This is a genomic window from Paenibacillus tarimensis (assembly GCF_021532315.1).
In the GTDB taxonomy this organism is placed as follows: domain Bacteria; phylum Bacillota; class Bacilli; order Paenibacillales; family Paenibacillaceae; genus Paenibacillus_I; species Paenibacillus_I tarimensis.
Window position 1 is genome coordinate 145,963 of sequence record NZ_JAKGAO010000012.1, and the last position, 22,154, is coordinate 168,116.

Sequence of the window (22,154 nt, forward strand, 5' to 3'; positions counted from 1 at the left end):
CTCTATAATCGTGCAGCTCCCTTGACTCCCTCAATTTGCCTTCGGCAATCGCTCGGCGTCAGGCCGGTAATCCGCTTGAAGGTATGAGTGAAATAGGCGGCATCCGTATAACCGAGCCTAGCTGAAATTTCGCTCACTCTGAGCGATGTCTTCTCCAGCAGCCGGACCGCTTCGGCTACCTTCGTTTCCGTTATATAATCTGTAAAGGTCCTGCCTGTCTTCTGCTTGAACAGCTTGCAAAAATAGCTTGGATTCAAGTGTACCGAAGCCGCTGCTTCCGCCATGGTCATGGGGGATTGCGGATCATTCGCGATCCGGTAGAGCACCTGCTCTACCGGTGACATGTCTTCCACTGGAGGCTGCTTCCCGTCGTCTCTTAGCGCCGCGCGAGGCAGTCGGCCAAGCCAGCTGGTAAAGCAGCGGTTAATATCATCTACCTCTACCGGCTTAACAAAATAATCAACAGCCCCTTGCCGCAGCGCCTCCTGTGCATAAGAGAAATCGTCATAGCCGCTTACAATAATGACATCGGTACGCATCCTCCGGCTGCGAATTTCCTTCAGCAGCTCCAAGCCGTCCATAACCGGCATTCGGATATCAGTGACCACCAGATCTACCTCGTTGCCGCTTAACCAATCAGAAGCTTCCATTCCATTAGTTGCCTCATGTGCAATCTTAAAGGGCATGCCGGATTTTTCAATAACCTTCCGGAGCGCTGTGCGCACCCACCTTTCATCCTCCACTAACAAAATCTGATGGGCGGTCAAGTCATATCACCCTCCTATCATGTTTACAGGGCAGAACCAGCTTAATCTCTGTTCCTATTCCGCGCTGGCTTGCAACATCCAGTCCATACGGCTCACCAAACAGATGCCGGATTCTTAGCTGAACATTCCGGATTCCGATATGGCCCCTAGGCTGTTCGTCCGCCTTCATGAACTGTGTCACTTGTTCGGGTGCCATGCCTGCTCCTGTATCGGATACCGTCAGGATATAAGCATCTTCCCGCAGCAGCTCTGCTGTAATGCTTATCCTTATCCCTCCTGCCTCCGGCTCAAGCCCATGGACAATACTGTTCTCGATCAGAGGCTGCAGCGTGAACTTGGGCACAGGGAATTCAAGGGCCTGCTGTGGAATACTCAAGTCATAGGACAAACGGTCTTCAAATCGGAACGACTGAATTTTAAGATAAACCTCGGCAACCTCCAGTTCCTGACGCAGAGTGACAACAGGCGAATCATCCTTAACATTGTACCGAAGCAGCCGCGATAGTGATGCGGACATGCTGGCGATATCGTCACGGTCATGCTCCAGAGCCATCCCCCGGATCGTCTCCAGTGCATTGTACAGAAAATGCGGGTTAATTTGGGCCTGCAGCATTTTGAGCTCAGTATCCTTCTGCCGCAGGGACATTTCGGTTTCTCTTAGCTTGGAGAAGTAGACCTCCTCCAGCAACTCATGAAGCCGTGACACCATCTTATTGAAACCAGCTGACAGCTTCCCGATCTCATCCTTCGACTCCACCTCCACACTCCCCTTCAAATCACCAATCTCCACCCGTTTCATGAACTGGTACAGACGGCGCACCGGCCGGACCAGGCTGGCGGCAAATCCGAAGCTGAGGACATAAGCCAGCAGAATGAATGCGGCTGACGTAATGACGATGGTACGGCCAATGTAGGATCTGCTTGCCATTAGATCTGTATAGGGTATGGAAGTGAACATTCGCCAGCCAAGCGCCTCACTCGTGCTGAAGGTCAGAAGCTGGCGCGGGGAGCCTTCTGTATCCGCTGCTGTGACAGCCGAACCGCTGAGCTGTTGGCCTGCCGCCTGTAAAATGGCCTGCTCGGCCCTCGTGCCGATCCGGGCATAATCCGGATGATAGATGTAATGATCCCGTTCATCCAGGATGAACAGATAGCCGCTCCCCGATTGGCCCAGCCTTACCTTTCGCGCCACATCCTGTAAGCGCTTATAATTGAGGTCAATAACGAGCATGCCGAACGGGCTTAGATCCCGCGGATTGGCAATCCCCTTTACGACCGATATGACAGGTTCCACTCTTCCCTTCCATTCCACCAGCCTGCTGTATACCTTAGGCTTGCCGGCAGGTGATACGCTGCCGTACCAGTACTCGCCCGGAAGCTCAAGGACAGAGGAAACACCGGGCTGGTCATTGGAATCAATCCTGTTCATCCCGTTATGGACCAGGAGCGTCATATTGGCAACATCCGAACGCGTATAGGCCGAATTTTTCAGCACATTCCGTACACGTTGCGTAAGCTCCTCATCCGGCTCTGCTTCCCTCGCTTGGCTTCTTATGAAGGCTGCCGTTTCCGGATGGTTCACGATGCGCAGCGAGTTGATTTCGAAATCGCGAAAATAGTCCTCCACATAATGCTTCACCTGTTCAATAACCTGCCAGCTGTACTGCTTGGCTTCTCTCTCCAGTGTTATAGAGGAATGCCGATAGGTAATTAAACCGGCACAAAGCATTGGTATCGCAACTAGAAATGCGGAGAACACCATCAGCTTAGTCATGAGCGGACGGTCGCGCAGCAGCAGCTTACTAAGCAGTCTGCGCATTCTGCGATGCTGGGTTATGACAGTCACTATACGCTCACCACCACTCAAGTAGTACAACTGTATTTAGTAGATGTTCTCCGCGGGGGTGTCCGTTTCCTTCCTCTAAACCTGGAGTTGGCGGCACCGTCTAGCGGGCCGCCAAGGGATACAGCAGCTTAAGGTCTGGCCGCTTCGATTGCGTCCAGGACTTCCTGATACTGGCTGCGGTACTTCTCAATAACCGGGGCTACTGCCTGCTTCCACGGTGTAAAATCGGAAATTTCCGTAATCGTTGCGCCGCCCTCGCGGACCTTCTCCTCGGACTCCTGCTCATACTTCGCCCACTCTTCACGCTGGTATTCAATGGAATCGAGCGCCGCCTGACGGATAATCTCCTGATCCTCAGCCGACAGCTTATCCCAGACCTGCTTGGAGATCAGCAGAACCTCAGGCACACGCTGGTGGCTGTCAAGAAGATAATGAGAGGCTACCTCGTAATGCTTGCTGGAATAATAGCTTGGATAGTTGTTTTCCGCCGCATCAATTACACCCGTCTGCAGCGAGCTGTACACCTCGCCGTAAGGCATTGGTGTCGCACTTGCGCCCAGCGCCTCCATGATATCCATGTTCAGCTTGTTCTCGATGACGCGTATCTTCATGCCCTTCAAATCTTCAAGCTTCGTTAACGGTTTGGATGAATAGAAGCTTCTTGAGCCAGAACTATAATAAGCAAGCCCCTTCATGCCCGATGACTCCAGGCTATCCAGCAGCCCGGTGCCTGCGTCGCTAAGCAGGAAACTCCAGACATGGTCATCGTTATCGAAGATATACGGGAGGCTGAACACCCCGAAGTCCTTGTTGAATTCGGCCATTGGACCAGTGCTGACGCGGGTAAATTCAATTGCCCCGAGCTGCACCTGCTCGATGACCGACTTCTCTTCGCCCAGCTGGGCGGAAGGAAAGACGTCTATAGTTATACGTCCGCCGGAGCGTTCCTTCACGAGCTCTGCAAACCGCATATCTCCCTTGGTCGTCGGATAATCAGCCGGATGCGCTTCCGCCAGCCGGAAGGTGTAAGTAGCACCTTCGGCTTTGCCTCCGGTTCCCCCGGAAGTTTCCATACTGCCTCCTGCTCCGCCATTTCCGCATCCCGTAATTAATAATACAGCAGCAGCACCTGCTCCAATCATTTGAAGCATTTTACGCATAATCATCTTCATTACCCCTCTCAGAATAACTTAGTCGGCATGCTGCAGATGACCCGCACAGCCGCTATGAGCCACCATTGATCATATTAGGCAGCCAAAGTGAGATTGCCGGGACATAAGTGATAACCATTAATACAGCAACCATGACGACGAAAAACGGTATGAGCGCTCGTGTCCCGCGTTCAATTGACACTTTGCCGATTGCACAGCCGACGAACAGCACAGTACCAACAGGCGGCGTTATAAGCCCTATTCCCAGGTTCAGGATGAGAACAATGCCAAAGTGTACCGGATCCATGCCAAGTGCCGTGACGACCGGGTACAGAATTGGTGTCATGATCAGAATAAGCGGCGCCATATCAAGCGGCGCGCCCAGTATGAGCAGCAGTATGTTCAAGATCAGAAGAATGATGACCGGATTATCGGAGATGCTGAGCAGCAGTTCTGTGAGCATAACCGGGATCTTCAGATAGGTTAGAATCCACGCAAATGCATTGGACGCCGCGATCAGGAACAGCACCATTGCTACTGTCCGGAACGTCTTCAGGAAGATGACCTTGACATGGGACAGCGGGATATCCCGGTATACGAAGAAGGTCAAAATAAACGCATAGACACAAGCTATGGCTCCGGACTCGGTTGCCGTAAACCAGCCGGAGAAAATACCGCCCAAAATAATGACGCCTGTCAGTAAGGACATGGAGCCATCTAGAATTATTCGTGGGACGTCCTTCAGTTTGACGGCTTCCCCCCGCTCATACCCCCGCTTGCGTGCGATAATGTAGGAGGTTGTCATCAATACGACGAGCAGCAGCAGACACGGTATAATCCCCGCAAGGAACAGGCTTGAAATGGAAACCCCGCCCGCTGCAAGCGCATACAAAATCATGTTGTGGGACGGCGGCATCACGACGCCTTGAATGGCCGCAGCAGATGTGACAGCTACTGAATAATCGGCATCATATTTTTTGCGTTTCATCATCGGAATCATGACGGAGCCGACAGATGAGACATCAGCGGCAGCTGAGCCGCTAATATTGCCGAACAGCATGCAGGCCACACAGTTTACCATAGCCAGCCCGCCCCGGATAGCGCCCACAAGAAGCTGCGCCAGGTTAATTAAGCGAAGAGCGAGTCCGCCCTCACTCATTATCTGACCGGCAAGAATGAAGAACGGAATGGCGAGCAGCGCGTAGCTGTTCAGCCCCTGTACCATACGCTGGCCAATAACCGCCAGCGGGATCTCCAGCGCCATGGCCGTGATTAGCGAGGTAAGTGCAAGTACCATCGCAATAGGAAAGCGCAGCAGGATCAAACCGAAGAAGCACACGGCAAGCAAAATCATGGCACCGGTAACGCTCATTCCTGCACCTCCTCATCCAGATGCCGGTGGCGGACCGTGTCCACCCCAGCCAGCTGCAAAATCGTGTAAACACAAATCATCAGTCCGGTAACCGGCATAATGATGTACATGACGCTGCTCGGCCAGTCGGTAGCCGTCATCGTATTGTTATGCATCAGTACAGTAAACTCCCAGCCATACAAAATCAGATAGCCGCCGAACAGCAAAGTAGCAGAACCAATGATGTAATCAAGCGCTTTGTTTAAACCGGCAGGTAGCCTCTTGGCTACCGCATCCATGGCCAAATGCAATTTCTCTCTAAATCCGATAGCGATTCCGAGAAACGAGAACCAGATGAGCAGCAGCAGCGTAATTTCCTCCGACCAGAAGAATACAAAATTAAACACCTTTCGCGTAATCACCTGGACCGTAACAATGATCGTCATCAACGCCACCGCACTAACGGCAAAGGCTTCGACCGCCTTGTCGATTTGAAGTGCTGCCGCCCTCAGACCGCGTAACAGCTTACTCCCCACCAGCACACCTCCTCTTTATGAGTCAGTTATATTGTAAGGGCTTACAAATTTACTGAACACCCCAGTATTTTGTGGTTTCGTTGTAGTATTTTTGTTTTCTACCTCGAAGAAAGCCAACAATTATCACGCATAAATGTACAGAAAGCGTTAACTAGATATGATAATTTTGTAAATTCGCCGCATTCTACGAAACTTGTCACTATAACAAAATATTGATAGGTCAAAACAGCTGGTTTTAGCGCAAAAAATGCTACCAAACAAAGAATGTTGAATTGTTCTTCCACCTTGCTGCTGCTATGTTCGTTATGGCGCTGCCGCGTAATCGCTTCCGGTCCTGACCGGCCGGACAAACGTTCAAGGAGGATACCGAATATGCAAGCACCCACGAAGGCTGAGACAATCCGGCGGAAATGGCCTTCCGTCCCGGTACGTTCCCGGCTCCAACTGCTAAAGCACAATCGTTACTGGAAGCACCGTTACCTGACGATCCTGCTGCTGCCGTGCATCATCTATTTCTTTGTGTTCCACTACTTTCCTTTATATGGCGTTCAGATCGCCTTCAAGGACTACAAGTTCCTGGCCGGCATCAACGGCAGCGAATGGGTTGGACTGGAGAACTTTCGAAAGCTGTTCGCAATGGAGAGCTTCAATAACGCTTTTCGCAACACGCTGATCATCAGCTTCTACAAATTTGTGTTCGGCTTTCCTGCTCCGATACTATTTGCCATACTGCTGAACGAGATCCGGCTGGTGTTTATGCGCCGCTTCATCCAGAGCATCTCATACTTCCCGCATTTTTTGTCCTGGGTTATTCTTGCCGGCGTGTTCACCCAGTTCCTGTCGCCGTCAACCGGTCCGCTGAACCTGCTGCTCAAGGAAATTGGCCTTGACGCCGTTTATTTCCTCGGCAACCCCGAATGGTTCCGGTCGGTGCTCGTTGCCACGGACATCTGGAAGGATCTCGGCTGGAGCGCCATCATCTATCTGGCAGCCATGGCCGGCATCAATCCCGAGCTGTATGAGGTTGCCAAGGTGGACGGAGCCAACCGGTTCCAGCGTATCCGCAATATCACGCTTCCAGGCATTGCGCCGGTTGTAACCATCATGCTGATCCTGTCGATCGGCAAGATCATCCAGGATGATTTTGACCAGGTCATGAACCTCTATAACCCGGCTGTATACGGAGTAGGTGATGTACTCAGCACCTATACCTACCGAACCGGTATCGAGAGCATTCAGTACAGCTTCGCCACGGCAGTCGGCCTGTTCAAGAACGTGATCTCCCTGATCGCGGTTCTAATCGCCAACTGGATTGCCAAGAAGGTCAGCGACAGCAGCTTATGGTAGCAGCCAGCTTACAAGGAGGAGATTCTGATGAAATCAATACGCAAGCTGCGTATCCACCCGGGCGGACTGCTGTTTGACACCGTGAATATGGGCATGATGCTTCTGCTCTGCATCACAACCCTGTATCCATTCCTGTATTTGCTTACGATGTCCCTTAGTCCGTCAGATGTCTCATTCACAACAATCAAAATTTGGCCGGAGAAGTTCACATGGGCCAACTATCAGATGGTGTTCGAGCACAAATATATCCGCAGCGGCTTCGTCAATGCGGTTATCCGAACGGTGCTCGGTACCCTGATCACACTTGTTGTTACCGTGTCAGCGGCTTATGTGCTGGCCAAGCCTTATTTTCCGCATCGCAAGTTCTGGACACAGCTGATTGTGCTCACGATGTTCTTCTCAGGTGGACTCATCCCCACCTATCTGATGATCAAGGGCCTTAACCTGATGAACACAGTGTGGGCGCTTGTGCTGCCCTCCATGGTCAGCGCTTTCCAGCTGATTGTAACGAGGAATTTCCTGCAGTCGCTCCCTGCTGAGCTCGAGGAGTCCGCGAAGATCGACGGGGCCAACGATATCTACATCTTGTGGAAGATTGTCATTCCGCTCTCCATGCCGATTCTCGTCACGCTGGGGCTCTGGAACATCGTCTTCCACTGGAATCAGTGGTTTGACAGCATGCTCTATATGACCAGGCCCGAGAATGAAGTTCTGCAGGTGGTAATGCGCCGGATCGTGCTCGATGGCGAGATGGACATGCTCTCCACGGCCGTTCCGGAAATGCAGCGCCAGGTAAACACAGAGACACTGAAGGCTGCGACGATCATGTTTACGACAATCCCGATTATCCTGATCTATCCTTTTGTCCAGAAGTATTTCATTAAGGGTATGCTCGTCGGTGCGGTTAAAGGCTGAGGTTTCTCCCCGGCCGGTAACTGCTGCATAAATCTCGATACGATAGGTGCTGACAGGGCACCCGTATCTTGACATATAATACCGACTTCTTTATAACCAATTCCAGGAGGGTGAACAACTGAATGAAAGCAGCACAATGGGGAAAAACACTGCTTGCCACGATGCTGGCAGGCGCAATGCTGACAGCCTGCAGCGGCAACGAGAACTCGCCGGCAACTAATAACGGCAACAACGCAGTACCGGCGTCGGCAGAAGGCTCGGCTGATCCGCTTGCGAAATATGAGCCAATTGAAGGGAAGAAGTACACGATTTCCTGGCTGCCGTATGAGAAGGTGCCAGTTCCCGAGGATGCGGAGATGGTCAAGTATTACGAAGAGAAATTCAATGTGGACTTCGATATCTGGAATCTGGACCACGCCAATGTGGTTGAGCTGTTCAACATGCGGCTTGCAGCCGGTGAAATACCGGATTACAACCGCAACGCAGTCAAGACCAATACCCTGCCTCAATATGTAGACCAAGGGGTGCTCGCGGAAATTCCTGAGGAAGTCATCAAGAAGTACATGCCTAATATCTATGAGAATGCGATGAAGCTTGACCCCAACTGGCTTAAGTATGCAAGCGTCGACGGCAAAATTTACGGCCTGCCGATTCTGAGTGACGCGGCTGAATTCCGTACGACAATTGTCTGGCGCGGTGACTGGCTGGAGAAGGTCGGCATCACGAAGACACCGGACACGCTGGAGGAATTCGAAGAGGCCTTTTACAAATTTACGAATGAAGATCCGGACGGTAATGGCGTGAAGGATACCTACGGTCTGTCCCAATCCGGGCTGCAGGCAATCTTCGGCGCTTTCGGCGTGCTGCCAGGCTACGGACCGCACAAGTGGCAGGACTGGTTCTGGATGGAGAAGGACGGCAAGATCGTCAATGCTGCGGTAATGCCGGAAGCGAAGGAAGCACTGAAGCTGCTGAACAAGTGGTATAAGGATGGCGTGCTTGATCCGGAATTCATTACCGGTGAGAATACGGGCGACTACTGGGGCATCTCCCACGCTTTCGTTAACGGCAAAATCGGCTTTACCGGTCATGGCCAAAACCAGCACTGGTATGAGCCGCTCGCAGAAATCGAAGGCGACAAAGGCGGACGCAACTACGAGGAGCTGGCGAAGAAGGACCCTGCCATTGCAAAATCAATTCGTTACGGCCTCCCTCCTGTCGGTTTAAACGGCGAGCGCACCTTGTTTGCCAACAACTATGTCGATGCGCCGGTTATTGTATTCGGTAAGCAGCTTGAGGATGAGCCGGACAAGCTGGGCAAGATTCTGCAAATTCTGGAACATAACATGGGTACTACGAAGGAAAACTTCTATACGGCTAACCTGGGCATCAAGGGTAAGCATTGGGATTCGGATGATGAGACGCTACGTACCTTCAAGATCCTGCCTCCATACAACGAGATGGAAGGTAACGTGTATGGCGCCGGTATCTTTGCTTCTGACTTCCTCACCTTCACGATGAACGAAGTCAAGAATGAATGGGCAAGAAAGAATGGCTTCAGCGAAGGCGCAGTGCGCAACAAGCTGATTGGCGCCCTGCCGTCTGATGACATGTACAAGGCTGAGCTGATCAAGCTGCGTGACGAAGCATACATCTCCATTATTACCGGTGACAAGCCGGTCGACTACTTCGATGAGTTCGTTAAGAAGTGGTATGCTGCCGGCGGCGATCAGGCAACCAAGGAAGCCAATGAATGGCAGGCTAATCTTACGAAGTAAGGAGTTGGCGGAAGGGTCAAGCATGCTTGGCCCTTCTCTTATTTTCAAGGAAGGAGTACCACTTATGATCTTAGGTAACGGACATCCCTCTCCCCTCTCAGCCCCTATCCCGAAGGATGGCTGGTCATTCTCTACTTCATGGAATGTGAAGCAGCATGAATCAGGCGCCGATATGGTCCGTCATATCAAGAGCCTAGGTTTCTGCGATATTGAACTGAACTATCAGGTCACCAGGACAATGGCTGATGATATCTACCCGCTTGTATACCGCAATGAAATCAGAATTTCAAGCGTACATCATGTGTTTCCAAAGGCGGAGGATATGACCCAGTATGGACCGGATGCATATATGCTGAACCACCCCGACATGGAAATGCGGCTGCACGGGGAGCAGCTTCTCGTGGAGTCAGCTGTCCAGGCGGAACGCTTCGGAGCAGAAGCTGTCGTTCTTCATCCTGGAGAAGCGATTATTGAGCACCGTTACGATGCCGAGCTCAAGCGTATGTACAAGGAGGGCCTGCGGCACAGCGCGGCCTATGAGAGCCTGCTCACCGAACTGAAGGAGCGCCGCTCCGAGGACGGCGCCATCCGGTGCCGGATGATTGCGGAAAGTCTTGAACGGGTTAGCGAGGAAATCACAAGGCGCGGTCTGAATGTGTGGATCGGCCTGGAGACGAGAGCGCGTATTCATCAACTGCCCACCCTCTCGGAAGCGGTAAGTATTATTAACAGCATTAAGGGCGCGCCTGTTCACCTGTGGATTGATACCGGGCATGCCATTATGATGGAAAGGCTCGGCCTCTACTCCATTACAGAGGAGCTACCGTCTGCGCTTCCCTATGTGAAGGGCATGCATATCCATGATACCGCAGGTCTTGTTGATCATTGGTGCCCGTATGTCCATAGCGATGACACGGCTGGCTTTGAACGCTTCCTCCCTGCCATTGAACAAGCAGATCTGCGCGTCTATGAATATAAGCCGGTTTGTGAGCCGGAAGCCATAGAAGAGAGCCACAGGCTGCTGAGCAGCCGGGTATCACATCTGAAAGGGGCAATACGAGAATGAAAGAACATATGACCGATTCCGGACCAGCCCGGAAGATCCAATTGGATTGGGAGCTGGCAATCCGGCTTGCGCCGAGACTTTACATGGACGAGCTGGAGCCGTTTAAACCGGTTATGGTTGGCGTGACAATCATCGACCGCACCTCCCCTTCTCCATCATTCCGGCGCACGCTGAACGTGGATTCGGAGAGCGTGCTGGGGGTCATTGAGTATGCCGTCTACTACGATTACGATATCCAGCATCTCTATGATCTGGAGCATGTCTGGGTCTATGTGGCCCATGACGGCAGCGTACTGAACGTGGAGGCGAGCTTCCATGGCAAATATTTGCGCGGGCTGCTGCCAGACCGCTCGAATTTGGGAGAGGATGGACGGGCCGTGCTTTATGTGCAGCCCGGCAAGCACGCCTTCTCCCCGATGCCGGAGCTGTTCCTTCTGCTTCCGGATGTTGAATCGGCCAATGGCGAGCTGGCCGGCAATGGTGGTGTTTTGGAGCCTGATATGCTGAAGGGCACCTACAAGACCGATCCTGAAGAGATGGACCGCAGGTCAGAAGCGCATCTGCAGGAATTCCGGTTCAAGCCCTCCTTCCGGTATGTGCCCTATGAATGGCCGGAGGGCGTCTTTGTATCATGGGACACTCTGAAGGAAGAAATTCCGAAGCGCATGCGTCTATTGCTTGAATCCATATAATATAATGCAGATTTCTTACACGATCAGTATCACGTCTTGGCCGCCGTTACTCCGCCTTTCGCGGGAGCGGCGGTTTTGTGTTGGGGCACTAGAACTGCAGCCTCCCACTTCCGGCTCCGCCATCTGCCCATCATGGACAGCCCTCTAATCCATTCATCCAATCCCGTTGCAATCCAGATTCCAGCAGCTCCAAGCCCGGCAGCAGTCAAGCCATATCCGATACTCAGACTGATCCCCGCCATTGAAATAATGGCCATTAACAGCGGAAACCGTGCATCTCCTACAGCCCGCAAAGCGCTGACCGTATTCATGTTAAGACATTTGCCTGTCTCCACAAACAGATTAAGCAGAAGCAGCTGCCCGGCTATACGAATGACCTCCGCATCCCCTGTGAACAGGCCGACCAAAGGCTCACGGTACAGGATGACAGCGCAGTTGGCTATTAGGACCGCAATCAGGCTGAGACGGATGCTCAGCCAGGTCTGCTGATAGGCCTCGTCGAACCTTCCCCCTCCTACATACCGGCCAACCATAATCATATTAGCCGAACTGAAGGCACTGCCGAAGCAGGTTATGAACATTGTCAAGTTTACGGCGTACTGCCGCCCGGCAAGCGCCTCGGTACCCAGGTGACTGATCAGCGCAATGAACACCGTCTGCACAGCATGATACAGGAAGGTTTCCATCGCCGATGGAACACCCACCTTCACCATCCTGCCGAGATCCTCAGGATGAAAAACATCTCTGGACGGCATACGAAACCGGATGCCCGTCAGCTTCGCAAACAGCATGAACAGGACCAGCATGGTCAGTCCCCTGCTTAAGCAGGTTGATACGGCCGCCCCGGTGACACCCATGGCTGGAATCATAGCCAGCCCGAATATGAATACCGCATTGCCTGCAATATTAGCCAGATTCATGCCTACTGAAGCATACATGGCGAGCTGGGTATGGCCATAGATCCGGATGATGGCAGTCAAGCCGTTTACGAGAGACTGGAGAACCAGGGATCCGCCCACCCAGATCAGATAGGAACGGGCCGCAGGCATTAATTCATCACTTGTCTGAAGCAGCTCCAGCAGCGGACCGCTGAAGACAACAAGAAGCAGACTGATGGCTCCGCCAATTCCCGCATTTAAATAGAGAGATGCGAGTGCCGCCCGGCTTCCCTCCTGTTCATGGCCCGCTCCAAGATACTGTGCCAGTACAACTTGAGTCCCCACCGTGACGATTCTTAATACCAGGAGTCCCAGGGTCACATATTGATTGGAAAGGCCCGCGGCTGCTACAGCACCGTCAGATACGGCGCTCAGCATCCAGGTATCCACACTGCCCATGAGCAGCATTAAGACCATCTCTAACCCAATAGTCCAGACAAGTGCCGGGAATTTCGGCTCCGTGGAAACTGTAGTGACAGGCTTCATCTTACTGCGAAACATATGCGTGATCCTCCGTTTGCGATTGAACTTCTTGTTCAACCTATCACGAAGCCCGCCCCTTGCGCATCCGCAATGTTTAGGCATTCTGTTACTTTCTTGTTCTGCCAGTGCAGATGCCAAATGATTCATCTAATCTTCATTCAATCTTCATCCTCTAGAGGGTTAAAGGCTGTTTGGCTCCGTTCATAGCACGGGTAATTTTGTAATGTTATCATTTCCAACAATTTGAAAGGTGGCTGAAGAATGAACGAACAGAACGGCAAGAATCCGGAAGCACTAAACGGAGAACAGACGCTGACGAACCGGCAGGGTCATCCTGTAACGGATAACCAGAATATCAGAACGGTCGGCAGCCGCGGGCCTGCCACGCTTGAAAACTATCATTTTCTGGAGAAGATCTCCCACTTTGACCGCGAACGTGTACCTGAACGTGTTGTTCATGCTCGCGGCGCCGGCGCGCATGGCGTGTTTGAGGCATACGGAAAAGTCGGAGATGAGCCTGTGTCCAAATATACGAGAGCCAAGCTGTTCCAGGAGCCTGGCAAACAGACGCCCGTTTTCGTGCGCTTCTCTACCGTTATTCACGGCGGCCACTCGCCGGAGACGCTTCGTGATCCGCGCGGCTTTGCGGTAAAGTTTTACACAGAAGAAGGCAATTGGGACCTAGTCGGCAACAATCTGAAGATTTTCTTCATCCGCGATCCGCTGAAATTCCCGGATATGGTTCACGCCTTCAAGCCGGATCCGGTCACCAATGCCCAGGATATGCGCCGCTTCTTCGACTTCGTATCCCTGTCTCCAGAGGCGACTCATATGGTAACGTTCCTCTTCTCACCATGGGGAATCCCGGCGAACTACCGCCAGATGCAGGGCTCCGGCGTCAATACATACAAGTGGGTCAACGCCGAGGGCGAAGCGGTGCTTGTCAAATATCACTGGGAGCCGCTTAATCAGGGAATCAAGAATCTGACACAACGTGAAGCCAGCGAAATACAGGCAACAAACTTCAATCATGCGACGCTGGATCTCTATCACGCAATTGAGGAGGGCGACTATCCGGAGTGGGAGCTTTGCGTACAAATTATGAGCGACGGCGAGCACCCGGAACTGGACTTCGATCCGCTCGATCCGACGAAGCTGTGGCCAACTGATCAGTTCCCTTTCCTGCCTGTTGGTAAAATGACGCTTAACCGCAATCCGGAGGACTATTTTACCGAGGTGGAACAGGTTGCATTTGGTACAGGCGTGCTGGTGGACGGTCTTGAATTCTCGGATGACAAGCTTCTGCAGGGCCGCACCTTCTCCTATTCCGATACGCAGCGCCACCGGGTTGGCTCAAATTATCTTCAGCTGCCGATTAATGCACCGAAAAGCCGCGTCGCAACGAATCTGAGCGGCGGCCAGATGCAGTACAAGGTTGACCGGGCACCAGGACAAAATCCACATGTCAACTATGAGCCTTCCTCCATGGGCGGACTGAAGGAAGCTGTCCAGCAGGGCAAGCCGCATGAGCCTCATTACGATGCGAAGCTTGTCCGTGAGAAGATTGAGCGGACGAATGACTTCAAGCAGGCCGGGGAAACCTACCGTTCCTTCGAGGATTGGGAGCGTGATGAGCTCATCTCCAACCTTGTCACCGCACTCAAGATTTGCAATCCCGACATTCAGGAGCGGATGATCAGCTACTTCACGCAGGCAGATGCCGACTATGGCAGGCGCGTCAAGGAAGGGCTCGAGCAAGCCGCCTCCGGGATGAAGGAAGGCGTTCAGCAGAATTCTACTGCTGCTGCCGAGAAGGCGCAGAGCAAAGGCCATGAAGCAGACCCTTATTAATGTATAACACTGCATTTTAAAACAAAGAGGCTGGCCGGATCTATTGATCCGGCCAGCCTTATTGGCGCTGCTTGATTAATAATTATGCTTGCTGCGTGGTCGTTTCAGCCGATGTTTCTGTCGTTGACGGCTCGGTAGTCGTCTCTTCGGCCGCTGGCGCTTCAGTTACCGGCTGATCCGCTGTCGTTTCTTCAGCTGCCGGCTCTTCCGCTGCTGTTGGCTCCTGAGCTTCCTCAGCCGCTGCCGCTTCCTCTTCTCCTACAATAATAGCGCTTGACGTTTCCTTGTCCCACTGTACATTCGCCTTCAAGGCTTCGCTGATAAAGCGCAGCGGTACGAAAACACGGTTCTTGTTCATCTCGCCCGGCACGTCAATTGTAACCTGCTGGCCGTTAATGGTAGCGGTCTGGCTTCCCAGCACAACCTTAACCTCGGTCCCGTTCTTCGTTACCGTCACGGTCTTGGTCTTCGAATCCCACTGCACTTCCGCCTGCAGGGATTCTGCGATCGCGCGGAACGGTACCAGTGTCCGGCCGCTCTTAACGACAGGAGGCACGTCGGAAGCAAGCTCCTTGCCATTGATATAGGTCTTGACACCCTTATTGCCCATCTTGTTCTTTACTTTGCCAAGCTTCTTGTAGTTCTCTACATTCGTAATATCATCCTGAATGGCCTCAGTAAGCACATCGGCCGCTGCCTCCAGCTCTCCTTCAGCTTCCAGCTCAACGGCAACCTCAGCAGGCACAGCATCAGGTGCCACTTCAATTCCGTATTTATCCTTTAATTTAGCGGCTATGCGAGCGCCTGCCGGCTTGTCTTTTACATTCTCATAAGCGTTCTGCAGGCCTTTAGCTCCGCCCTGCTTCGCCTTTTCCTTGCCCTCTTCACTCTGAACGGCCTTCTGCTCTTCATTCTCCGAGACCTTCTGCTCTTCATTCTCCGAGACCTTCTGCTCTTCACTCTCTGAGACCTTTTGCTTTTCACTCTGCTTGTCTTTCTGTTTGGCCCTTGCTGCCTTGCCTGCTGGTTCTTCTGCGGTCTCTTTAGCAGGAGCAGCCTCAGCCGTTCCCGACGCAGTCTGGCTGGTTCCGGTTTGGCTTGGCTCTGCTGCCGGAGTCTCGGCGTATGCCGTCCCTGAAGCAAGTGTAAAAGCTAGAAGTGCTGTACCTACGATAGTCCTGTTTTTCATCTGTTGTTTCCTCCCTGAGGTCGTTTGGACGTTACAATATAATATTCGACATGATTCTACCTTTTTGGTAGGGTGGCTTAAAAAATAGTTTTGGAAGTTTTTTTGCATCTTCGGTATAATGGCGCTGATGCTAGGGGTTCGACCATCTAACAGGAGGAGCGGTACCGATGACAGATAATAAAATCGGCGACCAGATTATCGCCAGCTATCAACGTGATGAAAATATGATGATTCTTATATTTGCACAGTGGTGTGTTAACCATGACCGAAATCCAGTTGAAGTCTATACAAGCGCTTATCCGGGGCAGGGGGATAACGCTGCGCTTAAGCAGGCAGTGGAGCTGACTGTTCCTAAGGAAGAGGCTGGTCCGATTGATAACGAAACCGTGCTCACGGTTCTCTCGCTCTTCGGTAATGATGACCTGGCCTTTGCAGTCAGCCAGATTATAGAAGAAGAAGCCCGTCAGAAAAGGCAGGGCAGCTGACGCCATTAAAAATGCTCCCGCCACTCGGGCTAAGCCCGTGAGGCAGGAGCATTTTTCGGCTATGGCCGCAGCTTCCGTTCACTGGATGAGTCACTCTTCTCTTCCCCATCCCGCTTCTTCTCTTCCCGGAGCTCCATTGCGATATCCTCCATCGGAAGAGGATCAACATTCCTTTCGCTGTCAAACTGGTCAAACAAGCTTTCCTCGTCTGTCGGGTACTGCTCCGGATGATCCCGGTTCCCCTTCTGCTTCTTCTCATCAGGCACTTTCTCCCATTCCTTCACAACTGCCACCCCCAGCTTCAGATTAGACGACACTTGTACCGGTCATCCGCTATTCTTCATTACCTTCCAGTGCCGGGGACGAAACGAATAGGACAAATACGGGCATCCTAGTGAGAAAAAATAATTTGGAGCTTTATGTCGTATTCTGTTAATATGTTGAATGGCTACATATACCAAAACGTTTTATAGGGGGAAAAAAATTCGTGCAGCGTACTATTCAAGTGGACGAGCGGCCGCCGTTAATACAGAGCATCCCGCTTAGTCTTCAGCATCTGTTTGCCATGTTTGGCTCCACTGTGCTGGTACCCATCCTGTTTGGGGTTGACGCCTCAACCATACTGCTGATGAACGGCATCGGCACCCTACTCTATCTGTTTATCTGCAAGGGGAAAATCCCGGCATATCTCGGATCAAGCTTTGCGTTCCTTTCTCCGGTTATGCTTGTGCTTGCCGGAAACGCGGATAACTATCCGAAAGCGCTGGGGGCCTTCATTGTTGTCGGCGCGATCTTCACACTGGTTGCGCTGCTGATCGGCAAGACCGGCACCCGCTGGCTGGACGTCGTATTCCCGCCCGCCGCGATGGGCGCCATAATCGCGGTCATTGGTCTGGAGCTGGTACCTGTAGCCGCCCAGCAGGCTGGCTGGATCAGCGACGGCACTCCAGAATGGACACCTGATCCGATGAGCATTCTCGTGTCCGTGATTACGCTTGGAATCATCATTATCGGCTCCGTAATGTTCCGTGGGTTTATGAAGATCATTCCAATCCTGATCGGTTTCGTAAGCGGCTATCTGCTGGCCTGGGCGCTAGGCATGGTCAAGACGGAAGGAATTGCCCAGGCGAGCTTACTGGCTGTACCCGAATTCACAACACCAGAATTCGACTGGCCCAGCATTATAATTATCGCTCCTGCTGCGCTTGTCGTCATTGCCGAGCATATCGGCCATCTGATCGTCACCGGCAACATGGTGGACAAGGACCTGTCCCGTAATCCAGGCCTCCATCGTTCCCTGCTTGGCAACGGCATATCGACCATGATATCCGGCGCAGTCGGTTCGACACCTAATACCACTTATGGTGAAAATATTGGTGTCATGGCGCTTACACGCGTCTATTCCGTTTGGGTAATAGGCGGAGCTGCCATCGCGGCTATCGTGCTTTCCTTTTTTGGGAAGCTCTCTGCCATCATCGGCGCTGTACCACCCCCTGTAATAGGCGGCGTTTCCTTGATGCTGTTCGGCGTCATAGCAGCTGCAGGCATACGGATGCTGGTTGAATCTAAGGTCGATTACAGCAAGCCTGTCAATCTAATTCTGACGACAGTCGTTCTCGTTCTTGGGTTAAGCGGAACGACATTCAAGTGGGGGCATCTGGAGCTCAAAGGAATGGCGCTCGCAACCGTTGTTGCAATTATTCTCAGCCTGTTCTTCAAGCTGCTGGAAGTAACCGGACTCACGAACGAGGAAGCGGAAGAACAAATCAAGCACTGATGCTCAACCAAAAAATGGCTGCCCGATGTAGCAGGTTTACTGCTAAATCGGACAGCCTTTTTTAATCCGTATTCTTCCACTGCTGCTACTGCATGCCCTGCATCCCTGCCAGACCTTGCGCGCCTGCGGGGCGAGTCACGGTCTCCTGAATCAGGCTTTCGCACTGGCGGATGCGCTGCTTGATCAGCTGCAGCTGACGCAGCTGCGCATCCATCTGAACCTGGATCTGATTCTCAGCCATTTGAAGCTCTTCACTGACGCTCTGCAGCTGCTGGACTACCGAACGCATCCGGTCGGATTCGCGGTCGGCACCAATGTTCTGAATAGCCTGGCGCGCTGCGATCTGCTCCTGCTCCTGGCGCTGGCGCTGCAGCTCCTGAAACTGCTCATATGTCATTTGCTGGCTGTTCCCCTGCGGGAATTGATTTTGCATCGTTATCCTCCTCTGGCATGTTCAACCATAAGACGTGCGCAAAAGTTAGGATAACCAGTTTCCAGCAATTCATGAGCCGTTCTTTATCGGATTTTTACAGTGACATCTCCAGGATTGAGCGGACATCCTGCTGCTCCAGCTTGCGGAACGAGCCAAGCGGTCCAAAGCGCACGGCATCCGCTGCCATAACATCCAGCGACTCATCACTTATTCCTACATCGGAAAGTGTCGCAGGAGCGCCAATGCGGGTGAAGAAGTCTCTTGTTGCCTGGATGCCGGCAAGAGCAATCTCCTCGTCGGTCTTACCGGCCGGATCAACGCCCCATACGCGGACCGCATACTGCACAAAACGATCGATCCGGGCGCTATAGACATATTTCATCCAATTCGGGAACACGATGGACAAGCCTGCGCCATGCGCAATATCGTAGATCGCACTGATTGCATGCTCAATATCGTGGGAAGCCCAGTCATTTTGCATGCCGACACTGATCATGCCGCCGTTCAGCGCATAAGTGCCGCACAGCATCAGGTTCGCGCGTGCTTCATAGTTGTTGGGCTCACGGACAGCTGTCTCCCCATTCTCTACGACAGTTTGCAGAATGGACTCACACAGCCGCTCCTGCAGCGGAGTGTCCTTCGTCTGGCTGAAATACTGCTCAAATACATGAGACATCATATCGACGATACCGTTCGCTGTCTGCTCCTTGGACACCGTCATTGTAAGCGTCGGGTCCAGAATCGAGAACCGCGGATAGACATGAATGCTTCCCATGCCCCGCTTCTGCTTCAGATCCCAGTTGGTTATGACGGCGTTGCCGTTCATCTCCGTACCGGTGGCCGACAGAGTCAGAATGGCACCAAGCGGAAGCGCCTTCTGCACCTGTGCCTTTCGGGTACAGAAATCCCATACCGAGCCTTCATAAGGCACACCAGCCGCTATTCCTTTGGCCGCATCAATGACGCTGCCGCCGCCGACTGCCAGTATAAACTGCACACCGTTCTCCCGACAGATCTGAACGCCCTTCTCGACGCTCGAGAGCCTTGGGTTAGGATCGATGCCGGACAGCTCATGCACCGTTGCATGAATAGATGCCAGCTGCTCCTTTACTTTATCGTATAGCCCTGTCTTCTTGATGCTTCCTCCGCCATAGACGAGCAGAATAGATGAACCGTAAGGCGCGACCAGCGAACCAAGCTCGCTGACCGTATCCTTACCGAATACAATCTGGGTGGGGTTGTAAAAGCGAAATGGATTCATGCACGAATCAGCCTCCCGGTATTTAAATTATGTAGATGTCCCGCCGGTTCTCGCGCGGAGTGATAGAGCTTATTCGCCCAATCTCCTGCTGCAAGGTCCATGCCGGACCTTCATGCCCTATTGTACTGAACGGGCAGTATCAGTTGCAAGTAAACGCCGAGCGCAGCCTAATTCATATCGTGCAGTTCCATTAAAGAAGCAGTTATGTTAGTATAGTTTCCATATTTGGAGCATCGGAGTTGTCGGGGATGAATAATAAATTACCTGGCTTTATACGGGTTCGACCGCGTTTCTTTACCCTATTGCAGCTAATGCTTGCCCTCTTGCTTGTTAGCGGATGCACGAATCAGGACAGTAAAGCTGACAGAACGGAGCTGATTGTGTCAGCGGCTGCAAGCCTGCAGGACAGTCTTCGCGAGTTGGCGGCTGCCTATGAGCAGCAGCATCCCGGAGTTTCCATCACCCTTAATTTGGGCTCCTCGGGGGCTCTTGCCAAACAGATTGCTGAAGGGGCTCCAGTTGATCTGTTCTTATCAGCCGGCACTGCACCTATGGATAAACTGAGCAGTACCAAGACGGTTGCCGGCAGAAAGCAGCTGCTCTTGAATGAGCTTGTGCTGATTACACCTGACGATAAGGCAGTACGTCCGTCCAAGCTGGAAGACCTGCTGAACGAGGAAATTAGGCGCATTGCGGTCGGAGAGCCGGACGTCGTTCCAGCCGGCGAATATACCCGGGAAACCCTTGAGTATGCCGGTCTTTGGGCGATGCTGAAGCCTAAGCTGGTTATGGCCAAGGATGTAAAACAGGTTCTCACCTATGTGAACAGCGGGAATGCCGATGCGGGTTTCGTGTACTCTACTGATGCCGCCAGCAGCAGCGCAGCATCCGTCGTCTACCGGGTTCCAGAACAATGGCACAGCCCGATTATTTATGAAGCGGCTGTTGTGGAGCGATCATCCAACCGTAAAGAAGCAGCTGCTTTACTGAATTACATGCTGAACGAGGAATCTTCGGACCTGTTCCGGGATTACGGCTTTCGTATACCGACCGAGCAGAAGGAGTAGCGAGTATGTATGACTGGTCTGTAATTCTTCCCCCTATTGCCATCTCGGTCAAGGTTGCGCTTGCTTCCAGCCTGATCGTCTTCCTCGCTGCAGCTGCAGCCGCAAGATGGATGTCAAGGGCTAACTTCCCCGGCAAGACGCTTGTAGAGACCCTGCTGCTGCTTCCGCTCGTCCTTCCCCCAACGGTCGTCGGTTTTGTGCTCCTGATGGCGCTTGGCCGCCGCAGCTGGCTTGGACAGGCTTATGAATGGCTCACAGGACACCCGATCATCTTCACTTGGGGTGCTGCTGTTATTGCGGCTGCCGCTGTCGCTTTTCCGCTTGCATACCGGACCATGCGGGCAGGATTTGATGCGGTCGACCAGGAAGTTGAAGACGCAGCACGAGCAGAGGGGGCCGGGGAATGGCAGGTGTTCCGCCATATCACCGCCCCCCTCGCCTTCCGGTCGCTTACAGGTGGTTATATTCTGGGCTTTGCGCGCGGACTTGGAGAATTCGGCGCCACCCTCATGATTGCGGGCAACATTCCCGGCCGTACTCAGACGATTCCCACCGCTATATTCGTTGCAGTTGAAGGCAACGAGACGCTGCTTGCCTGGATATGGGCTGGTGCCATCGTGCTCTTCTCCTTCCTCATGCTGCTCCTTGCCGGGTTACTGGAACGAAGGTAGCCCGCTGCCGGAGCTGGCAGCTCTCCGCTTAACCGGGAAGTACATTTCGAATACGGATTCCTCCTGATCGCCCCCAAGATAACGCTCGTCATGACGCTCGAATTCGAAGTGGTCTACTGCATCATACTCAGACTGCTGCGGGAACCATTCTCCATGAAACCAGTCCCAGACGATTCCGAAATCCTCAGCCTTGCCGCGGTAAGTAACCACAACACAGTCAGCTTCCTCAATCGTTCTTGTGACCATACCCTCAGGAAGCGGGACTGCTTCATCTCCCGCCACTTCCACTCCCGCCATATAGCGAAAATCCTGTCCTGGACCGAAGGGCGGCTCATACAGATACAGCCCAATGGTGCATGATTTCTCTAAACGGCCGGGAATTTCATCAATACGCTCCATAAACGCCTGCCAGAACATTGGTATAACCTCTTGAGGCTTTTTCTGCTGCTGGCAGACCGCGTACTCAAGACCTGCCACCTGCCGTCTTCTTCCTTGTACCACAACTGCACCAAGTATTCGGCCGCCTGCAGTATTTGCTGAATGCTCCATC

General features: G+C 52.7%; 21 protein-coding genes. 10 read left to right on the forward strand and 11 right to left on the reverse strand.

What is annotated here, in order from left to right:
- Window positions 1-2 precede the first annotated feature (2 nt).
- The 5 genes from L1N82_RS13820 to L1N82_RS13840 all read right to left on the reverse strand — a co-directional run bounded on the left by L1N82_RS13820 (window position 3) and on the right by L1N82_RS13840 (window position 5,651).
- Window positions 3-767, reverse strand: coding sequence for a response regulator transcription factor (locus tag L1N82_RS13820; protein ID WP_235288022.1), 765 nt, complete (start codon window positions 765-767; stop codon window positions 3-5).
- Window position 768: 1 nt separating this feature from the next.
- Window positions 769-2,613 (reverse strand): cache domain-containing sensor histidine kinase, encoded by a 1,845-nt coding sequence (locus tag L1N82_RS13825; protein ID WP_235288023.1) that lies wholly within the window; start codon window positions 2,611-2,613, stop codon window positions 769-771.
- A 128-nt stretch (window positions 2,614-2,741) separates the two neighbouring features.
- The gene (locus L1N82_RS13830) at window positions 2,742-3,779 is read right to left on the reverse strand and encodes a TRAP transporter substrate-binding protein (protein WP_235288024.1); all 1,038 of its coding nucleotides are present in this window, start codon (window positions 3,777-3,779) and stop codon (window positions 2,742-2,744) included.
- 58 nt (window positions 3,780-3,837) lie between these two features.
- Complete coding sequence (locus L1N82_RS13835; protein ID WP_235288025.1) at window positions 3,838-5,136, reverse strand: TRAP transporter large permease; 1,299 nt, start codon at window positions 5,134-5,136, stop codon at window positions 3,838-3,840.
- Window positions 5,133-5,651 (reverse strand): TRAP transporter small permease, encoded by a 519-nt coding sequence (locus L1N82_RS13840; RefSeq protein ID WP_235288026.1) that lies wholly within the window; start codon window positions 5,649-5,651, stop codon window positions 5,133-5,135. The genes L1N82_RS13835 and L1N82_RS13840 overlap by 4 nt, the downstream gene beginning before the upstream one ends.
- A gap of 372 nt (window positions 5,652-6,023) precedes the next feature.
- On the opposite strand from L1N82_RS13840, the gene L1N82_RS13845 reads away from it, so the two are divergent.
- From L1N82_RS13845 to L1N82_RS13865, 5 genes are all read left to right on the forward strand, one after another.
- Complete coding sequence (locus L1N82_RS13845) at window positions 6,024-6,998, forward strand: ABC transporter permease (protein WP_235288027.1); 975 nt, start codon at window positions 6,024-6,026, stop codon at window positions 6,996-6,998.
- Window positions 6,999-7,025: 27 nt separating this feature from the next.
- Window positions 7,026-7,913 carry a carbohydrate ABC transporter permease gene (locus tag L1N82_RS13850; RefSeq protein ID WP_235288028.1) on the forward strand — a complete coding sequence of 296 codons (888 nt, stop codon included), beginning with the start codon at window positions 7,026-7,028 and terminating at the stop codon, window positions 7,911-7,913.
- A gap of 122 nt (window positions 7,914-8,035) precedes the next feature.
- Window positions 8,036-9,691 carry an extracellular solute-binding protein gene (locus L1N82_RS13855; protein ID WP_235288029.1) on the forward strand — a complete coding sequence of 552 codons (1,656 nt, stop codon included), beginning with the start codon at window positions 8,036-8,038 and terminating at the stop codon, window positions 9,689-9,691.
- A gap of 64 nt (window positions 9,692-9,755) precedes the next feature.
- Window positions 9,756-10,757: a sugar phosphate isomerase/epimerase family protein gene (locus tag L1N82_RS13860; RefSeq protein ID WP_235288030.1), complete on the forward strand. Its 1,002-nt coding sequence runs from the start codon at window positions 9,756-9,758 to the stop codon at window positions 10,755-10,757.
- A complete protein-coding gene (locus L1N82_RS13865) occupies window positions 10,754-11,449 on the forward strand; it encodes a hypothetical protein (protein ID WP_235288031.1) in 696 nt (231 codons plus the stop codon). Before L1N82_RS13860 ends, L1N82_RS13865 begins: the two co-directional genes overlap by 4 nt.
- Window positions 11,450-11,478: 29 nt before the next feature.
- Here L1N82_RS13865 and L1N82_RS13870 read toward each other — a convergent pair whose 3' ends face one another.
- Window positions 11,479-12,888, reverse strand: a complete 1,410-nt coding sequence (locus tag L1N82_RS13870; RefSeq protein WP_235288032.1) for an MATE family efflux transporter — start codon at window positions 12,886-12,888, stop codon at window positions 11,479-11,481.
- A 243-nt stretch (window positions 12,889-13,131) separates the two neighbouring features.
- Here L1N82_RS13870 and L1N82_RS13875 point away from each other — a divergent pair, with 243 nt between their 5' ends.
- A complete protein-coding gene (locus tag L1N82_RS13875) occupies window positions 13,132-14,721 on the forward strand; it encodes a catalase (protein ID WP_235288033.1) in 1,590 nt (529 codons plus the stop codon).
- Window positions 14,722-14,803: 82 nt separating this feature from the next.
- Here the strand turns inward: L1N82_RS13875 and L1N82_RS13880 are convergent, their stop codons facing one another.
- Complete coding sequence (locus L1N82_RS13880; protein WP_235288034.1) at window positions 14,804-15,910, reverse strand: copper amine oxidase N-terminal domain-containing protein; 1,107 nt, start codon at window positions 15,908-15,910, stop codon at window positions 14,804-14,806.
- A gap of 167 nt (window positions 15,911-16,077) precedes the next feature.
- Here L1N82_RS13880 and L1N82_RS13885 point away from each other — a divergent pair, with 167 nt between their 5' ends.
- Entirely contained in the window at window positions 16,078-16,395 is a 318-nt protein-coding gene (locus L1N82_RS13885; RefSeq protein ID WP_235288035.1) for a hypothetical protein, read from the forward strand.
- A 59-nt stretch (window positions 16,396-16,454) separates the two neighbouring features.
- Here L1N82_RS13885 and L1N82_RS13890 read toward each other — a convergent pair whose 3' ends face one another.
- Window positions 16,455-16,712: a hypothetical protein gene (locus tag L1N82_RS13890; RefSeq protein ID WP_407946754.1), complete on the reverse strand. Its 258-nt coding sequence runs from the start codon at window positions 16,710-16,712 to the stop codon at window positions 16,455-16,457.
- 170 nt (window positions 16,713-16,882) lie between these two features.
- On the opposite strand from L1N82_RS13890, the gene uraA reads away from it, so the two are divergent.
- The gene (gene uraA / locus L1N82_RS13895) at window positions 16,883-18,172 is read left to right on the forward strand and encodes a uracil permease (RefSeq protein WP_235288036.1); all 1,290 of its coding nucleotides are present in this window, start codon (window positions 16,883-16,885) and stop codon (window positions 18,170-18,172) included.
- A gap of 85 nt (window positions 18,173-18,257) precedes the next feature.
- On the opposite strand, the gene L1N82_RS13900 is transcribed toward uraA, so the two are convergent.
- Together L1N82_RS13900 and L1N82_RS13905 are read right to left on the reverse strand one after the other, a co-directional pair.
- On the reverse strand, window positions 18,258-18,605 hold the full coding sequence (locus tag L1N82_RS13900) for a hypothetical protein (RefSeq protein ID WP_235288037.1): 348 nt from the start codon (window positions 18,603-18,605) through the stop codon (window positions 18,258-18,260).
- A gap of 94 nt (window positions 18,606-18,699) precedes the next feature.
- Window positions 18,700-19,866: an iron-containing alcohol dehydrogenase gene (locus L1N82_RS13905; RefSeq protein WP_235288038.1), complete on the reverse strand. Its 1,167-nt coding sequence runs from the start codon at window positions 19,864-19,866 to the stop codon at window positions 18,700-18,702.
- Between the two features lie 248 nt (window positions 19,867-20,114).
- Between L1N82_RS13905 and modA the strand changes: the two genes are divergently transcribed.
- Together modA and modB are read left to right on the forward strand one after the other, a co-directional pair.
- Window positions 20,115-20,933, forward strand: a complete 819-nt coding sequence (modA, locus tag L1N82_RS13910) for a molybdate ABC transporter substrate-binding protein (protein WP_235288039.1) — start codon at window positions 20,115-20,117, stop codon at window positions 20,931-20,933.
- Window positions 20,934-20,938: 5 nt separating this feature from the next.
- A complete protein-coding gene (modB, locus tag L1N82_RS13915) occupies window positions 20,939-21,604 on the forward strand; it encodes a molybdate ABC transporter permease subunit (protein ID WP_235288040.1) in 666 nt (221 codons plus the stop codon).
- Here modB and L1N82_RS13920 read toward each other — a convergent pair.
- On the reverse strand, window positions 21,587-22,153 hold the full coding sequence (locus L1N82_RS13920) for a GyrI-like domain-containing protein (RefSeq protein ID WP_235288041.1): 567 nt from the start codon (window positions 22,151-22,153) through the stop codon (window positions 21,587-21,589). The two genes, modB and L1N82_RS13920, sit on opposite strands and share 18 nt — an antisense overlap.
- Between the last annotated feature and the right edge of the window lies 1 nt (window position 22,154).

What these genes read in the sequence shown, in the direction of transcription:
- L1N82_RS13855 (WP_235288029.1), top strand. Translation starts at nt 8,036, where the DNA reads ATGAAAGCAGCACAATGGGGAAAAACACTGCTTGCCACGATGCTGGCA.
- L1N82_RS13860 (WP_235288030.1), top strand. Translation starts at nt 9,756, where the DNA reads ATGATCTTAGGTAACGGACATCCCTCTCCCCTCTCAGCCCCTATCCCG.
- L1N82_RS13830 (WP_235288024.1), bottom strand. Translation starts at nt 3,779, where the DNA reads ATGATTATGCGTAAAATGCTTCAAATGATTGGAGCAGGTGCTGCTGCT.
- L1N82_RS13900 (WP_235288037.1), bottom strand. Translation starts at nt 18,605, where the DNA reads ATGCAAAATCAATTCCCGCAGGGGAACAGCCAGCAAATGACATATGAG.
- L1N82_RS13905 (WP_235288038.1), bottom strand. Translation starts at nt 19,866, where the DNA reads ATGAATCCATTTCGCTTTTACAACCCCACCCAGATTGTATTCGGTAAG.
- L1N82_RS13920 (WP_235288041.1), bottom strand. Translation starts at nt 22,153, where the DNA reads ATGGAGCATTCAGCAAATACTGCAGGCGGCCGAATACTTGGTGCAGTT.
- L1N82_RS13835 (WP_235288025.1), bottom strand. Translation starts at nt 5,136, where the DNA reads ATGAGCGTTACCGGTGCCATGATTTTGCTTGCCGTGTGCTTCTTCGGT.
- L1N82_RS13870 (WP_235288032.1), bottom strand. Translation starts at nt 12,888, where the DNA reads ATGTTTCGCAGTAAGATGAAGCCTGTCACTACAGTTTCCACGGAGCCG.
- L1N82_RS13865 (WP_235288031.1), top strand. Translation starts at nt 10,754, where the DNA reads ATGAAAGAACATATGACCGATTCCGGACCAGCCCGGAAGATCCAATTG.
- modA (WP_235288039.1), top strand. Translation starts at nt 20,115, where the DNA reads ATGAATAATAAATTACCTGGCTTTATACGGGTTCGACCGCGTTTCTTT.
- L1N82_RS13880 (WP_235288034.1), bottom strand. Translation starts at nt 15,910, where the DNA reads ATGAAAAACAGGACTATCGTAGGTACAGCACTTCTAGCTTTTACACTT.
- L1N82_RS13845 (WP_235288027.1), top strand. Translation starts at nt 6,024, where the DNA reads ATGCAAGCACCCACGAAGGCTGAGACAATCCGGCGGAAATGGCCTTCC.
- modB (WP_235288040.1), top strand. Translation starts at nt 20,939, where the DNA reads ATGTATGACTGGTCTGTAATTCTTCCCCCTATTGCCATCTCGGTCAAG.
- L1N82_RS13875 (WP_235288033.1), top strand. Translation starts at nt 13,132, where the DNA reads ATGAACGAACAGAACGGCAAGAATCCGGAAGCACTAAACGGAGAACAG.
- L1N82_RS13850 (WP_235288028.1), top strand. Translation starts at nt 7,026, where the DNA reads ATGAAATCAATACGCAAGCTGCGTATCCACCCGGGCGGACTGCTGTTT.
- L1N82_RS13885 (WP_235288035.1), top strand. Translation starts at nt 16,078, where the DNA reads ATGACAGATAATAAAATCGGCGACCAGATTATCGCCAGCTATCAACGT.